16 protein-coding genes are annotated in these 14,259 nt (G+C 39.8%); all 16 read right to left on the bottom strand.

The genetic code is table 11. The features are described 5' to 3' along the window. Positions 1 to 54: 54 nt before the first annotated feature. The 16 genes from ylqF to fabD all read right to left on the bottom strand — a co-directional run bounded on the left by ylqF (position 55) and on the right by fabD (position 14,257). Complete coding sequence (gene ylqF, locus ACFX4N_RS15520) at positions 55 to 921, bottom strand: ribosome biogenesis GTPase YlqF (protein WP_057273961.1); 867 nt, start codon at positions 919 to 921, stop codon at positions 55 to 57. A gap of 21 nt (positions 922 to 942) precedes the next feature. Next, positions 943 to 1,494, bottom strand: a complete 552-nt coding sequence (gene lepB / locus ACFX4N_RS15525) for a signal peptidase I (protein ID WP_013058893.1) — start codon at positions 1,492 to 1,494, stop codon at positions 943 to 945. 180 nt (positions 1,495 to 1,674) lie between these two features. Next, positions 1,675 to 2,019 (bottom strand): 50S ribosomal protein L19, encoded by a 345-nt coding sequence (rplS, locus tag ACFX4N_RS15530; RefSeq protein ID WP_013084808.1) that lies wholly within the window; start codon positions 2,017 to 2,019, stop codon positions 1,675 to 1,677. Between the two features lie 161 nt (positions 2,020 to 2,180). Beyond that, positions 2,181 to 2,921, bottom strand: coding sequence for a tRNA (guanosine(37)-N1)-methyltransferase TrmD (gene trmD, locus ACFX4N_RS15535; protein ID WP_013058895.1), 741 nt, complete (start codon positions 2,919 to 2,921; stop codon positions 2,181 to 2,183). Then, entirely contained in the window at positions 2,921 to 3,433 is a 513-nt protein-coding gene (gene rimM, locus ACFX4N_RS15540) for a ribosome maturation factor RimM (RefSeq protein ID WP_013058896.1), read from the bottom strand. The genes trmD and rimM overlap by 1 nt, the downstream gene beginning before the upstream one ends. 12 nt (positions 3,434 to 3,445) lie before the next feature. Further along, on the bottom strand, positions 3,446 to 3,829 hold the full coding sequence (locus ACFX4N_RS15545) for a YlqD family protein (RefSeq protein WP_013058897.1): 384 nt from the start codon (positions 3,827 to 3,829) through the stop codon (positions 3,446 to 3,448). A 151-nt stretch (positions 3,830 to 3,980) separates the two neighbouring features. Next, on the bottom strand, positions 3,981 to 4,211 hold the full coding sequence (locus ACFX4N_RS15550) for a KH domain-containing protein (protein WP_057273962.1): 231 nt from the start codon (positions 4,209 to 4,211) through the stop codon (positions 3,981 to 3,983). Positions 4,212 to 4,222: 11 nt separating this feature from the next. Further along, entirely contained in the window at positions 4,223 to 4,495 is a 273-nt protein-coding gene (gene rpsP, locus ACFX4N_RS15555; protein ID WP_013058899.1) for a 30S ribosomal protein S16, read from the bottom strand. A 136-nt stretch (positions 4,496 to 4,631) separates the two neighbouring features. Then, positions 4,632 to 5,975, bottom strand: a complete 1,344-nt coding sequence (ffh, locus tag ACFX4N_RS15560; protein ID WP_013058900.1) for a signal recognition particle protein — start codon at positions 5,973 to 5,975, stop codon at positions 4,632 to 4,634. A gap of 12 nt (positions 5,976 to 5,987) precedes the next feature. Next, complete coding sequence (locus ACFX4N_RS15565; RefSeq protein WP_013058901.1) at positions 5,988 to 6,320, bottom strand: putative DNA-binding protein; 333 nt, start codon at positions 6,318 to 6,320, stop codon at positions 5,988 to 5,990. Positions 6,321 to 6,610: 290 nt separating this feature from the next. Beyond that, positions 6,611 to 7,609, bottom strand: a complete 999-nt coding sequence (gene ftsY / locus ACFX4N_RS15570; RefSeq protein ID WP_013058902.1) for a signal recognition particle-docking protein FtsY — start codon at positions 7,607 to 7,609, stop codon at positions 6,611 to 6,613. A gap of 25 nt (positions 7,610 to 7,634) precedes the next feature. Next, complete coding sequence (gene smc / locus ACFX4N_RS15575) at positions 7,635 to 11,195, bottom strand: chromosome segregation protein SMC (protein WP_057273963.1); 3,561 nt, start codon at positions 11,193 to 11,195, stop codon at positions 7,635 to 7,637. Positions 11,196 to 11,272: 77 nt separating this feature from the next. Then, entirely contained in the window at positions 11,273 to 12,019 is a 747-nt protein-coding gene (gene rnc, locus ACFX4N_RS15580; protein ID WP_013058904.1) for a ribonuclease III, read from the bottom strand. Between the two features lie 179 nt (positions 12,020 to 12,198). Then, complete coding sequence (gene acpP, locus ACFX4N_RS15585; RefSeq protein ID WP_013058905.1) at positions 12,199 to 12,432, bottom strand: acyl carrier protein; 234 nt, start codon at positions 12,430 to 12,432, stop codon at positions 12,199 to 12,201. A 138-nt stretch (positions 12,433 to 12,570) separates the two neighbouring features. After that, complete coding sequence (gene fabG / locus ACFX4N_RS15590; protein ID WP_013058906.1) at positions 12,571 to 13,311, bottom strand: 3-oxoacyl-[acyl-carrier-protein] reductase; 741 nt, start codon at positions 13,309 to 13,311, stop codon at positions 12,571 to 12,573. Between the two features lies 1 nt (position 13,312). Continuing rightward, positions 13,313 to 14,257, bottom strand: a complete 945-nt coding sequence (gene fabD / locus ACFX4N_RS15595; RefSeq protein WP_057273964.1) for an ACP S-malonyltransferase — start codon at positions 14,255 to 14,257, stop codon at positions 13,313 to 13,315. Between the last annotated feature and the right edge of the window lie 2 nt (positions 14,258 to 14,259).

Consider the following 14,259-nt stretch of genomic DNA (forward strand, 5'->3'; position numbering starts at 1 on the left):
CGCCTCATGCTGAAAAGGCAGAGGCGTTTTTTGTTTCAGTTCGCAATGTATTGCTTACAGCTGCTGTTCAGCTTCACTTGGATCATCAAATGTAAAGGTGCCAATTTTATCCGTTCGAATTTCTCGAAGAACAAGCTCAGCTGTTTTATCGTAATCCACCATGCCGCCACCCATTAAACAGCCGCGGCGCGACCCAATTGCATCAAAAAGCTCTACAATATCTTCAGGGATTTCATTTAAATCATAACGCTGCTTTAATTGTTCTGGGTAATGGCTAGATAAGAAGCGCAGTGCATAAACAGCGACATCTTGCATATTTAAAATGGTATCTTTGATAGCACCCGTTGTCGCAAGCTTATATCCAACTGTTTCATCTTCAAATTTAGGCCACAAAATACCTGGCGTATCAAGTAGCTCCAGCTCATTCCCTACCTTAATCCACTGCTGTGCTTGCGTCACACCTGGACGGTCTCCGGTCTTGGCGATTTTTTTGCTGGCAAGGCGATTAATCAGCGTTGATTTACCGACGTTAGGAATCCCTACAATCATCGCTCGGATAGCGCGGGGTTTTTTAACTCCTTTTGCGCGCATGCGGTCAAACTTCTCTTGAAGAAGTTCTTTGGAAGACGAAACAATTTGTTTCATTCCTTTACCTGCTTGTGCGTCAATAGCTAAGGCATAAATACCTTGTTCTTTGTAATAATCTAGCCACTGCTGAGTAACGCGCGGATCAGCTTTGTCCACTTTATTCAGCAATACGATTCTCGGCTTGTTCACAATAATCTCATCAATCATTGGATTTCGCGATGATTGCGGAATGCGTGCATCAACCAGTTCGTATACAATATCAATCAATTTTAGCTTTTCAGTTACTTGTCTTCTGGCCTTGGCCATATGGCCAGGAAACCATTGAATTGTCATATTTTACTCACCTTTTATATTTTACTTTGCAAAACGTGCTTCTTTAATCGGCCAGTATACGGCACTCGTTTTACCAAGCACCTTGTCCATGCTCACAAAGCCAATCTGACGGCTGTCTTTACTGTAGCGTCGATTGTCTCCCATCACGAACAAATAGCCTTCTGGCACAGTCTTTTTACCCGTTACGTCTTCTAGTTTAAAGTCTTCGGTTAAATTACCGTCAATCACTTCTTTTTTATACTGATCTAAATAGGGCTCTTTATAAGCTTTTCCATTTACATATAGCGTATCATTTCGATACTCAATATGATCACCCGGCAGTCCGATAATACGTTTTATGTAATCTTTTTCCGCTGTAGCATGAAAAACAATAATATCAAAGCGATCAGGATCACCAATCTTATAGGAGAACTTATTTACAATCATTCGATTTTGGTCATGCAGCGTAGGCATCATAGAAAGTCCATCTACTACAATCGGTGCAAACAAAAAATAGCGAATTACAACAGCTAACAGTACGGCAATGGCGATTGCTTTTATCCATTCCCACAGTTCATTTTTCTTTCGAGCCATCTTCAGTCCTCCAACTCTTATGTCATACCTTTATTTTAAACGATAATGTTTGAAACGCCTAATAAATAAATAGAATAAAAAAATGATGACTTGTACGTCTATTTTTTACTGTCAGAGAACGAATCGTTCTAAAAAAACATTTGAAAAAAGGAGCTTGTATAAACAAGCTCCCCTTTACTATTATCGAATTTCTTTAATACGCGCAGCTTTACCACGTAATTCACGTAGGTAATAAAGTTTCGCACGGCGTACTTTACCGCGGCGCATTACTTCGATTTTTGCAATTTTTGGCGTATGAAGTGGGAATGTACGCTCTACACCTACACCGTAAGAAATCTTACGTACTGTAAATGTTTCGCTGATACCACCGCCACGACGCTTAATAACAACACCTTCAAATACCTGAACACGTTCACGAGTACCCTCAACGATATTTACGTGTACACGTACAGTATCACCAGGACGGAACGTAGGAAGATCTGTTTTTAATTGTTCTTTTGTAATCTCTTCGATTAATTTTTGCATCGCGTGTTTCAACTCCTTCCAACAGACGCTCATACCAATGCTTTTCAATCATTGCAGCGGAACATCGTTATAGGTGACCAGACATCTGCCCAAGCCACAAAATCTATCTTAGCACACTCTTATACCGTATGCAACAGAGTTTATGCATAAATTTTATGGATTTATGAAAGCTGGTTTTCTTCTTTTAATTGAGCTACTAGTTTCTTTTGCTCTTCCGTTAGCTCCATCTTTTCAAGCATATCCGGTCTTCGAAGCAGCGTGCGCTTTAAAGACTCTTTTTGGCGCCACTGTTCAATTTTTTTATGATTTCCTGACATAAGTACTTCAGGAACCGTTAAGCCTCTAAAATCAGCAGGACGCGTATAGTGGGGGTGCTCTAGTAAACCTGTACTGTGTGAGTCCTGTACAGCTGAATGATTATTGCCAAGCACATCGGGAAGCAGGCGAACAACGCTATCGATCACAACCATTGCACCAAGCTCTCCTCCAGTTAATACATAGTCACCAATTGAAATTTCATCAGTTACCAACTGCTCACGAATTCGTTCATCATATCCTTCGTAATGACCGCAAATAAAAATTAAATGCTCTTCTGCTGCTAGCTCTTCTGCTTTTGCCTGTGTATAACGTTCGCCCTGCGGACAAAGCAAAACTACCCGGGGCTTCTTAGCTGTTTCAGTCAGCTTTTCTACAGCGTCAAAAATAGGCTGAGGCGTCAATACCATTCCAGCACCTCCGCCGTAAGGATAATCGTCCACATTTTGATGTTTGTTCGTAGAATATTCTCGGAAATTAACTACATTCAGTTCAACCGCATTTTTTTCCTGTGCTTTTTTCAAAATTGATTCACCAAAAACACCGTCAAACATAGAAGGAAATAGCGACAGTACATCAATTTTCATTAGTCCAATAACCCTTCCATTACTGTAATAACAATCTCTTTTTCATCTATATCAATAGATTGTACAACGTCGTCGATGTAAGGAATAAGAACTTCTTTTCCGCCTTTTTTAACAACCCACACATCATTAGCTCCCGGCGTTAAAATTTCTTTGACCGTTCCTACCTCTACTCCGTCTTCTGTTTTTACTGTACAGCCAATAATTTCGTGGAAATAGAATTCACCGTCTTCTAAATCCGTTAGCTGCTCCTCAGGGATTTTCACTTCGCAGTTTTTATACTGCTCAACATCATTTACGTTTTGATAGCCTTCGAATGTAAGCAGATCAAAATTTTTATGCCTGCGGTGGCTTGCTACCGTTACTTCTACCGGCTCGCTTTGCTTTTCTTTGAAGATATAAAGTTTATTTCCTTTTTCATAGCGCTCATCAGCAAAATCCGTAGTTGATACAATACGAACTTCTCCTTTTACACCATGGGTATTCACAATTTTTCCAACCTTAAACCATTTCATGCTTCTTCACCTCTATCTAATCTCAACAACTTTGCTATCTTTTATAATAATTGTTTTACTTTCTTTTATCTTTTCCCAATCATCGCCGATTTTTACCTCTACTAAGGCATCCAGTTCCGTTTCAACGAGTTCGCTCCCTAAAGGAAGCTTTTCTAATTGCGTCAGCTGAAAGTTCAACACTTCAATTTTTTCAAGGCGAGCGGATTTTTCTTTTTCAAACTGACTATGTAATAAAGAAGAACCTTTATTGGCTTTTTCCATGTGCTTTAACTGAAATTTCAGCTGTTCCATTTCTTTTTCAAGCGCCTGCTTGCGGTTTATAAAACGATTTTCAAGATCTTGTTTGCTTGCTTCAGTTAACACTTGTTTCACGACCACTTTTTGAATAATGTTCAAAACGTTCCCTCCGCCCTCAAGATAGTGACCTTGTGCTTTTTACATGCATATTGAAATAGCTACCTCTTGCTCGTAAAAGACTTACTGTGATCAAAACGTTCATCTTATCATAACATAAAAAAAGGGCGAGGTTATCCCTCTCCCTTTTTGATTACTCTTGAATTTTCACATACACTTTTTTACCTTGCTGTGATGCTGCTGCATTCACAACAGTTCGAATCGCTTTTGCAACGCGGCCTTGTTTGCCGATTACTTTGCCGACATCTTCTTGGTGAACAGTAAGGATGTAAGTCATTTGACGTTCATCTTCTTGTTCCTCCACTTTAACATCAGCTGGATAATCAACAAGCGGCTTTACAATTGTTTCGATTAGTGATGTCATCTCGAGTGAAATTATTTTCCTAATTTAGCATTATGGAATTTTTCCATGATGCCTTCGTTAGAGAAAAGGTTACGAACTGTATCAGATGGTTTAGCACCATTTTGTAACCATTTAAGAGCTAGCTCTTCATCGATTTTAACTTCAGCTGGTTGAACTACAGGATTGTAAGTTCCAACTACTTCGATGTAACGTCCATCACGTGGTGAACGAGAGTCTGCTGCTACGATACGATAGAAAGGAGATTTTTTAGCTCCCATACGTTTTAAACGAATTTTTACTGCCATTTTATAAAGCACCTCCGAATATGTTTCAACAAGATAATATAATATCAAATAGGTAAAATGTTTGTAAAGGTTTTTTTCTTAACACTAGAAAAATATTTTATTTTCTTTGGTTTTTCAGTCCAAATCAAGCATTTTATCATGAAAAGAATGGAAGTTTCATACCCTTTTTCTTGCCTTTTGACATATTTGTCATTTGTTTCATCATTTTTTTCATGTCTTCAAATTGTTTAAGTAAACGGTTGACTTCTTGTACAGATCGTCCGCTTCCTTTTGCAATACGCTTTCTTCGACTTGCATTAATGATTTCAGGGTTTGTTTTTTCCGCTTTCGTCATAGAACGAATGATTGCTTCTACATGATTAATTTGCTTTTCATCAACCTGCAGGTTTTTGAGCCCCTTTACTTTATTGGCGCCCGGAAGCATACCAATTAGCTCATCAAGCGGTCCCATTTGACGCACCTGAGCAAGTTGATCTAAAAAGTCATCAAATGTAAATGACTGCGTGCGCAACTTAGCTTCAAGCTCTTTTGCTTTTTCAGCATCTACATTTGCCTGAGCCTTTTCGATAAGCGTCAGCACATCACCCATACCTAAGATACGGGAAGCCATACGCTCTGGATGGAATGCTTCAATAGCATCCATTTTTTCTCCAAGACCGACAAACTTAATTGGTGTATCGGTTACTGCACGAATAGAAAGCGCTGCACCACCGCGCGTATCGCCGTCTAGTTTCGTTAATACAACTCCAGTTAATCCTAATTGCTTATTAAAGCTATCCGCAACGTTTACCGCATCTTGACCCGTCATCGCATCGACAACAAGGAAAATTTCGTCTGGGTTAGAAAGCTCTTTGATCTGTTCTAACTCCTCCATTAGATTTTCATCAACATGCAAACGTCCCGCTGTATCAATTAATACATAATCGTGATGCTCTTCTTTCGCATGAGCAATAGCTTGTTTCGCAATCTCCACAGGACTTACTTGATCACCTAATGAAAAAACAGACATGCTAAGCTGTTTCCCTAGTGTTTCAAGCTGTTTAATAGCTGCCGGACGATAAATATCTGCTGCTACAAGCAATGGATTACGGTTATATTTTTTACGTAATAAATTGGCAAGTTTACCGGTTGTTGTTGTTTTACCTGCACCTTGAAGTCCAACCATCATAATTACAGTTGGAGCTTTTGGAGCTACTGCAATCTTGCTTTGCTCTCCGCCCATAAGTGCAGTTAATTCTTCTTGTACAACCTTAATAACTTGTTGTCCAGGCGTTAAGCTCTTAAGAACGTCTTGACCTACAGCACGTTCGCTTACGCGCTTAACAAAGTCTTTTACTACTTTAAAGTTTACATCGGCTTCTAAAAGGGCAAGTCTAACTTCACGCATCATTTCTTTAACATCAGCTTCGTTAACTTTTCCTTTTCCTTTTAACTTTTGCAGTGTGCTTTGCAAACGGTCGGCTAATCCTTCAAATGCCATATACGCCGCCCCCTAATCTAATTTCTCGAGCGAATCAAGAAGAGAAGAAAGCTTACTGTTCTTGTTTAAGTCAGCTGCAAGTTCGTCTTTCAGTTGTTGAACAATTGATTGACGCTCTTGAAACCGTTGAAATAACAATAGCTTTTCCTCATATTGTTCAAGCATTTGCTCTGTACGTTTTATATTATCATAAACTGCTTGACGACTCACATCAAATTCTTCCGCTATTTCACCGAGGGAATAATCATCCAAGTAATAAAGTGACATATAACTTCTTTGTTTGGGCGTCAACAGCGCCTGATAGAAGTCAAATAAGTAATTCATTCTTGTTGTTTTTTCGAGCATATGCACGCTCTTTTCAACCATCTGACCGCCCCCTTGTTAAGTGAAAAGCCTTTACATGTTATTAGTTTAACTAGGCTAGGTTTGAATGTCAAGTTTTTTCCTTAACACCTCACATTTTCCCACTTGAAAGAGATGGAGATATGATTAAATTACTTCAATTTAAAGACGAACAAACGGGTTAAGGGAGCTCGTATGAAACCTGCGTCCACCCTAATAATAAAAAAATCCGAACGATTAATCGTTCGGATCTTTCTTCAACTAAGATACTTATATCCCAGCCTCTTTTTAGATTACGCCTCTTTTTCTGTTTCTTCTTCTACAGCATTGGCAAATAACCCATAAATATATTGCTCCGTGTCAAACGGCTGAAGGTCGTCTACTTTTTCTCCAAGTCCAACGAATTTAACAGGAAGCTTCAGTTCGTTTCGAATGGCAAGAACAATTCCGCCTTTAGCCGTACCATCTAGTTTTGTTAACACAATTCCCGTCACGTTCGTTGCTTCTGAGAATGTTTTAGCCTGACTTAAAGCGTTTTGACCCGTCGTCGCATCAAGGACAAGAAGTACTTCATGAGGAGCACCAGGAATTTCTCGCTCAATAACACGCTTTACTTTCTCTAATTCTTTCATTAAATTCACTTTGTTTTGAAGGCGCCCTGCTGTATCACATAGTAAAACATCTGCTTTTCGAGCCTTGGCTGACTGAACAGCGTCATACATGACAGCGGCAGGGTCAGAGCCTGCAGATTGCTTAATAACATCAACACCAACGCGTTCTCCCCATACTTCTAACTGCTCAATCGCACCGGCACGGAACGTATCTCCTGCTGCCATTACGACTTTTTTGCCTTCTTGTTTGAATTTATGCGCAATTTTCCCAATTGTTGTTGTTTTCCCAACGCCGTTTACCCCTACAAACAAAATCACCGTTAAATCATTTTGCTGCATATTCAGTTCACCAATCTGCTCTTCACCAGATTCATAAATATCAATTAATTTCTCAGAGATGACAGCCTGCACATCTTGAGGGTCCTTAATATTACGGCGTTTCACTTCCGATTTTAAGTCATCAATTAAATCTAACACGGTAGCCACACCGACATCAGCACTAATTAAAATTTCTTCTAATTCCTCAAAAAATTCTTCGTCTACTTGACGATAGCGAGACACTAGATCATTCACGCGTTCTGAAAAAGAATTGCGCGTTTTTGATAGTCCATCTTTAAATTTTTGTGTAACAGAATCCGTTTGCATTGTAATTTTTTCTTTTAGTTTCTTAAAAAAGCTCATTCGTACCACCCTTTCATTCTATGAGTTAAACATATTGCTTTGATTCTTCTAAACGAACAGAGACTAATTTCGATACGCCAGATTCTTGCATCGTCACACCGTACAGTACATCAGCTTCTTCCATTGTACCTTTTCGGTGAGTAATAACAATGAACTGTGTTTGATTACTAAATTTGCGTAAATACGTAGCAAAGCGATGAACGTTTGCTTCATCAAGCGCCGCTTCCACTTCATCTAGCACACAAAACGGCACTGGACGTACTTTCAAAATAGAAAACAGGAGAGCAATGGCTGTTAACGAACGCTCTCCGCCTGACAGCAACCCTAGATTCTGCAGTTTTTTCCCAGGAGGCTGGGCAACAATTTCCACCCCTGTATTTAATAAATCTTTCGGATCTGTTAATTTCAAATCCGCTTTTCCTCCCCCAAATAGCGAAGAGAACACTGTACCAAATTCATTGCGGATACGAGAGAAAGTATCAGAAAAACGTTTCTTCATTTCCTCGTCCATTTCTTCAATCACTTGATACAGCGTATTTTTCGCTTCGTCAAGGTCCGCTCGCTGCGTATTTAAAAATTCATAGCGCTCTGAAACGCGTTCGTATTGTTCAATAGAACCTAAGTTTACGGTTCCTAATTCATCAATTGCCAACTTAATGAGCTTGATTTTTTTCCTCGCTTCTTGAATATCTAATGTTAAAGGATACTTTTCTTTTGCTGCTTCAAAGCTAATTTCGTACTCTTCTGTCAGCTGCTGCAGACGGCTGTCTAGCTCTACGTCAATTCGATTAATTTTGACTTCTTCATCTTTTAAAGCATCCGCAATTTGTTTGTACTGACGCTGCAGCTCTTTTACAATCCTCTCTTCGTCTTCAAGTTTATTCTGGGCTTTTAACCGCTCTGATCTGCAGTCATCCATTAATTTCAACGTTTCTGTCTTTTCTTTTATTCGCTCATGCGCCGCTTCTTCGAGCTGAAGTTCACCCGAGTCGTTGCTCGTGATTTCACTCGTTAAAAGAGAAAGATCATCTGTAGTTTCAGATAAACGCTGAATGGTTTGATCAAGCTCAAAACACACTCTTTCATATTTTTCTTGCTGATTTGCGAGGAACTGTTCTTTTTTCGCAAGAAGGACTTTTACTTCTGTAAGCTCATGTTGAACCGTTTCTTTAGACGTTTGCTGTGTATGCTTGCGTGCAGCTAACTCTTCAATGTTTTTCTCTAACACATTTGCCTGCTGCTGATTTCCTTGCAAACTCGTATGCAGCTCATCAATTCGAGCGGACAAGCTCGTTTGATCTTGCCTAAAGCTAGCAATATCATGATCGTACATGGTCAAGCGGTCATTCACTGCTTTTTCTTCGATGTCAATTTGCTTTACTTCTCGGTCAGACTCCTGCTCTTTGTCTTTCAAGCGTTCCACAAATGCCTGCTGTTTATTAATTTCCTGCTGAAGTTCTTCAATCTGTGACTTTTTATCTTTCACATCTTGCTCGAGCACAAGCGTCTTTTGTTCCATCTCTTCTATTTTTGCCGTAATGGCTTCCACTTCACGCTGACGGCCTAACAAAGAGTTGGACTTTTGCTTCATTGAACCGCCTGTCATCGAACCACCGGGGTTGACGACATCTCCTTTAACGGTCACAAAACGATAGCGATGCTGTACAAGACGGGCAAGTTCATTTGCACCTTTTAAATCATTGACAACAATAACGGTTCCAAGCAAATTTTTAATAACTCGTTCGTAGGTAGCTTCGTATTTAACAAGAGATGAAGCAATTCCTACATACGCTTCGTGACTCTCTAGCATAGAAATAGTTTGAGCCGGAACATAGCGGTCTTTTACAGACGTCAGTGGTAAAAATGTAGCTCTCCCGTAACCGTTTTGTTTCAAAAAGCCAATTGCCTGACGTGCACTTTGTTCGTCTTGAACGACAATATGCTGAGCTGCTCCTCCAAGCGCAATTTCAAGCGCTGTTTCATACTCTTTTGGAACATTGATTAGCTCAGCAATGGCACCTTTAATACCTGCAAGCTTCTCATCACGCGCTTTTAATACTTCTTTTACACCGTGAAAATAACCTTCATAGTCTTCTTGCATCTCTTCAAGCATTTCTTTTCGTGATTTTGTCTGCTGCACGTACTGATAAGCTTGATAAAGCGTAGACTCTTGTTTACGATAGGCTTGCCTTAATGACTCAAGCTTCTCTCCTTGCTGCTTATACACTTGTACAGCTTGCTGAAGCTCTTGACGAAACTGAGCAAGCCTTTTGATCGCCGCTTCTTTTCGCTGCGTTAATTCACGGCGCTGTTCTACGTATTGCTCGTTGGATTTTGTTAAACGCTGCTCTTTTTCAAACGTTTGCATTTTTTGCTGCTCTAAAAATGAAATTTCATTTCGGGCGGATGTCTGAGCGTTCGCTAATTCAAAATACTCGCTTTTCATCTCTTCAAGTTTTTCTTCTAGATTCTCGCTGTACTGCCTGAACAGTTGTTCCTGCTCAGTAAGCTTCAGACGTATCTCTTGTACTTCTTTTTGAGATTGCTCAAGATCTTTTCCTTCGCTGTCTTTTGCTTTACTTAGCTCTTGATGCTTATGAGTATACTCTTTTACTAAACGTTCCAGCTGCTCTTTATTTTGAAAGGCATTTTTCTTACGCTCTTTTAATACTTCTTTTTTGCCTTCTAGCTTTTCTACTTCTTCACTTACATATAGTAGTTTTTTATGTAAAGAGTCTAGTTGTTCATCTATTTGCTGAATGTGCAAACGAAGGGTCTGGATTTCTCCTTCACGCGTGCGAATATTCGTCGCGAGAGATTCTTCAAGCTGCTCGTGCTGAGCCATTCCAGCTTTTAATTTTTCCCATTTCTGATGAAGATCTTCAACTTCAAATACCGTAACAGCCACATCAATGTGCTCTAATTCTTCTTTTTTCTGCAAATAATCTTTTGCAATAGACGATTGAATCTGTAAAGGCTCTAACTGACCTTCAATTTCATGAAGAATATCTACCACTCGATTTAAATTTTCTTGCGTTTCAAGAAGTCGAAGCTCCGCTTTTCGTTTACGCGTTTTGTATTTTAATACACCTGCTGCTTCTTCAAAAATTTTACGGCGCTCGTCAGATTTACTGCTTAGTACTTCTTCTACTTTTCCTTGACTGATAATCGAAAAAGCTTCTCTTCCAAGTCCTGAATCCATAAATAAATCGACAATATCTTTCAAGCGGCACGGCTGGTTGTTAATAAAAAATTCACTGTCTCCTGAGCGGTACACGCGCCTTGTAATACTAACTTCATGATAGTCAAGCGGGAGAAACTGGTCATCATTTTCCAACGTAAGCGTTACGTCAGCAACATTTACAGCACGGCGCGATTCGCTTCCTGCAAAAATAATGTCCTCCATTTTCCCTCCACGAAGCGATTTGGCTGACTGTTCTCCAAGGACCCAGCGTATGGCATCCGTAATGTTGCTTTTTCCGCTTCCATTCGGTCCTACTACCGCCGTTACACCTGGCACAAAATCTATCGATACTTTTTCTGCAAACGATTTGAATCCTGCAATATCTAATCGTTTGAGGAACATAGAAATCCCCCCTCACACTTGTAATCTTTTCATAGCAAATCCCCCTTTATAACGAATACGTTAAGAGGGGGATCATTTTATTTCGTTTGACTTGCTCTAATTTTCGTAATAGCTACTTGAGCTGCTTTTTGCTCTGCTTCTTTTTTCGAACGGCCTACACCAACGCCGAGCTCTTCACCATTTAACGATACGCGAGATAAGAATTCGCGATTATGCGCTGGACCTTTTTCTTGCAAAACTTTGTATTCTAATTGTCCAACTCCATCACGTTGAATCACTTCTTGAAGCTGGCTTTTGAAATCCATCACATGAGAAAAAGCACCTTCATTAATTTTTGGAAAGACAACTTTTTTTAGAATCGTTACTACCGTATCAAGCCCTTGGTCTAAATAAAGAGCTCCGATAAATGCTTCAAACACATCGGCCAGTAAAGCCGGTCTAGATCGGCCGCCGGTCATCTCTTCACCTTTTCCAAGTAACACTAGTTTACCAAAATCCATTTCATTTGCAAAAGTAACAAGCGACGGTTCGCACACAACTGCTGCACGAAGCTTCGTTAACTCACCTTCACTCATCGTTGGATACTTTTTAAATAAAAATTGTGATACGGTTAGCTCTAATACGGCATCTCCTAAAAACTCAAGACGCTCGTTGTCTTCATACGGTCTTCTGCGATGCTCATTCACATAGGATGAATGTGTAAATGCTTGAAAAAGAAGCGCTTCATTTGTAAACTGAATACCAATTTCCTTTTGAAACTCTGCAAAATTTTGCTTGAATTTCACGTTCATCTTTCGATCTCGATTTGAATATTGTTTAGGCATAAAATACCTCCGCTTACCTGCTTCAATTGTTTCGTAGTTTTTCCTAACATCTCTCATTATAAAACGAGGTATCCTAAAAGATACACTACCTTTTCAAAAAAAGAGGTCTTTTTTTGAAATTCTTAAAAAGAAGAGAAAGCCCCGCTGTTTAACGGGGCTTTTCATACATATACTACAGATTAAATTTGGCTCTGTATGTAATTAACTGCATCTCCTACAGTTGAAATTTTTTCAGCTTCTTCGTCAGAAATTTCGATATCAAATTCCTCTTCAAGCTCCATTACAAATTCAACTACGTCTAGAGAGTCAGCACCTAAGTCTTCTTTGAAACTAGATTCTAGTTTCACTTCACTTTTGTCTACACCAAGACGATCAACAATGATTGTTGTTACGCGTTCTAGTACCTCTGCCATTGTTCTTCACCTCCCCTCAGGTCATTATAGATGATTTCCATCTAAAATACTATGGTTGAATAATAAAGTTTATCGGTCGCCTAGTAAACGTCCCTTTGTACTTTATCACCAAATTACACTTTTCGTAAAGTGCATTTTTTACATCACCATTCCGCCGTCAACGTGAATCGTTTGACCCGTAATATAACGGCTTGCATCTGATGCTAAAAACGCAACTGCGTTCGCAACATCCTCAGGCTGGCCGAAGCTTGCAAGAGGAATTTGCTTTAACATTTCCGCCTGCACTTCTTCATTCAATTTATCCGTCATGTCTGTTGCAATGAAACCAGGAGCAACTGCATTCACTGTAATATTGCGGCTTGCTAATTCTTTGGCAGTTGTTTTTGTTAAACCAATCACGCCTGATTTTGCTGCTACATAATTTGCTTGTCCAGCATTACCGCTGACGCCGACAATTGATGAAATATTAATGATACGTCCTGCGCGCTGCTTCATCATTTGACGAGTAACCGCTTTTGTACACAAAAATACGCCTTTTAAGTTTGTATTAATAACATCATCCCATTCGTCTTCTTTCATACGCATAAGAAGATTATCACGTGTGATGCCCGCGTTGTTCACTAAAATATCTACTGAACCAAATGTAGAAATCGCTTCTTTTATCATTGCTTGTACAGAATCACTTTCTGCCACATTTGCTTGTACAGCAATTGCATCCGTTCCTAATCCTTTAATTTCATCCACAACTTCAAGAGCTTTCGCTTCGCTGCCAGAATAGTTTACAACTACTTTAGCACCAAGCTTTCCCAGCTCAATTGCAACGGCACGACCAATTCCGCGAGAAGCGCCTGTTACAACCGCAACTTTCCCTTGTAACATGTTATTCTCCCCCTTTTAGTGCGTCAATCGTTGATTTTAATGATGTAAGATCATTAACAGCATACACAGTCGCACGGCGATTTACTTTTTTCACAAGACCTGATAATACTTTTCCTGGTCCAATTTCAACAAATGTATCTACACCTTCTGCAAGAAGTGTTTCAACTGTTTCTTCCCATCTCACTGGAGAATACAGTTGTTCCACTAGCTTGTTTTGAATATCTTGACTGTCAGTAACCGGCTTTGCTGTTACGTTTGCTATAACTGGAACCTTCGCATCGCTAAAGCCCACTGTTTCTAGCGTATCACGTAGTTTTTCAGCAGCTGGCTTCATTAAACTAGAGTGAAACGGACCGCTTACCACTAGAGGAATCACGCGTTTTGCACCTTTTTCTTTGGCAAGAGCTCCTGCTTTTTCTACGCCATTTACCGTACCAGAAATAACAATTTGACCCGGACAGTTAATATTTGCAAGCTGAACAGCGTCGCCTTCGCTTGTAATTTGAGCGGTAACGGCTTCTAGATCTTCCACTGACATGCCAAGCACTGCTGCCATTGTACCTTGACCTGCTGGTACAGCTTCGTCCATATAGCGACCTCTTTTGTGAACAGCAATAACGGCATCTTTAAACGATAAAACCTCAGCAGCCACAAGCGCACTGTATTCTCCTAGACTGTGACCCGCAACAAAATCGGGTGTAATTCCGCTCGTTTTAAATGCTTCAAGCAGCATTGTACTCGTTGTTAAAAGAGCAGGTTGAGCGTGATAAGTCAAAGTCAATTCTTCTTGAGGCCCTTCAAAAATAATGTTTGAAAGACTGAACCCTAAAGCTTCGTCAGCTGTATGAATCAGCTTTTTCGCTTCCTCTGTTCCATCATATAAATCTTTTCCCATACCAACAGTTTGTGACCCTTGGCCTGGAAAGATAAAAGCAATTTTCCCCATTT

The sequence above is a fragment of the Priestia sp. YIM B13551 genome, assembly GCF_042787905.1.
Lineage (GTDB): Bacteria > Bacillota > Bacilli > Bacillales > Bacillaceae_H > Priestia.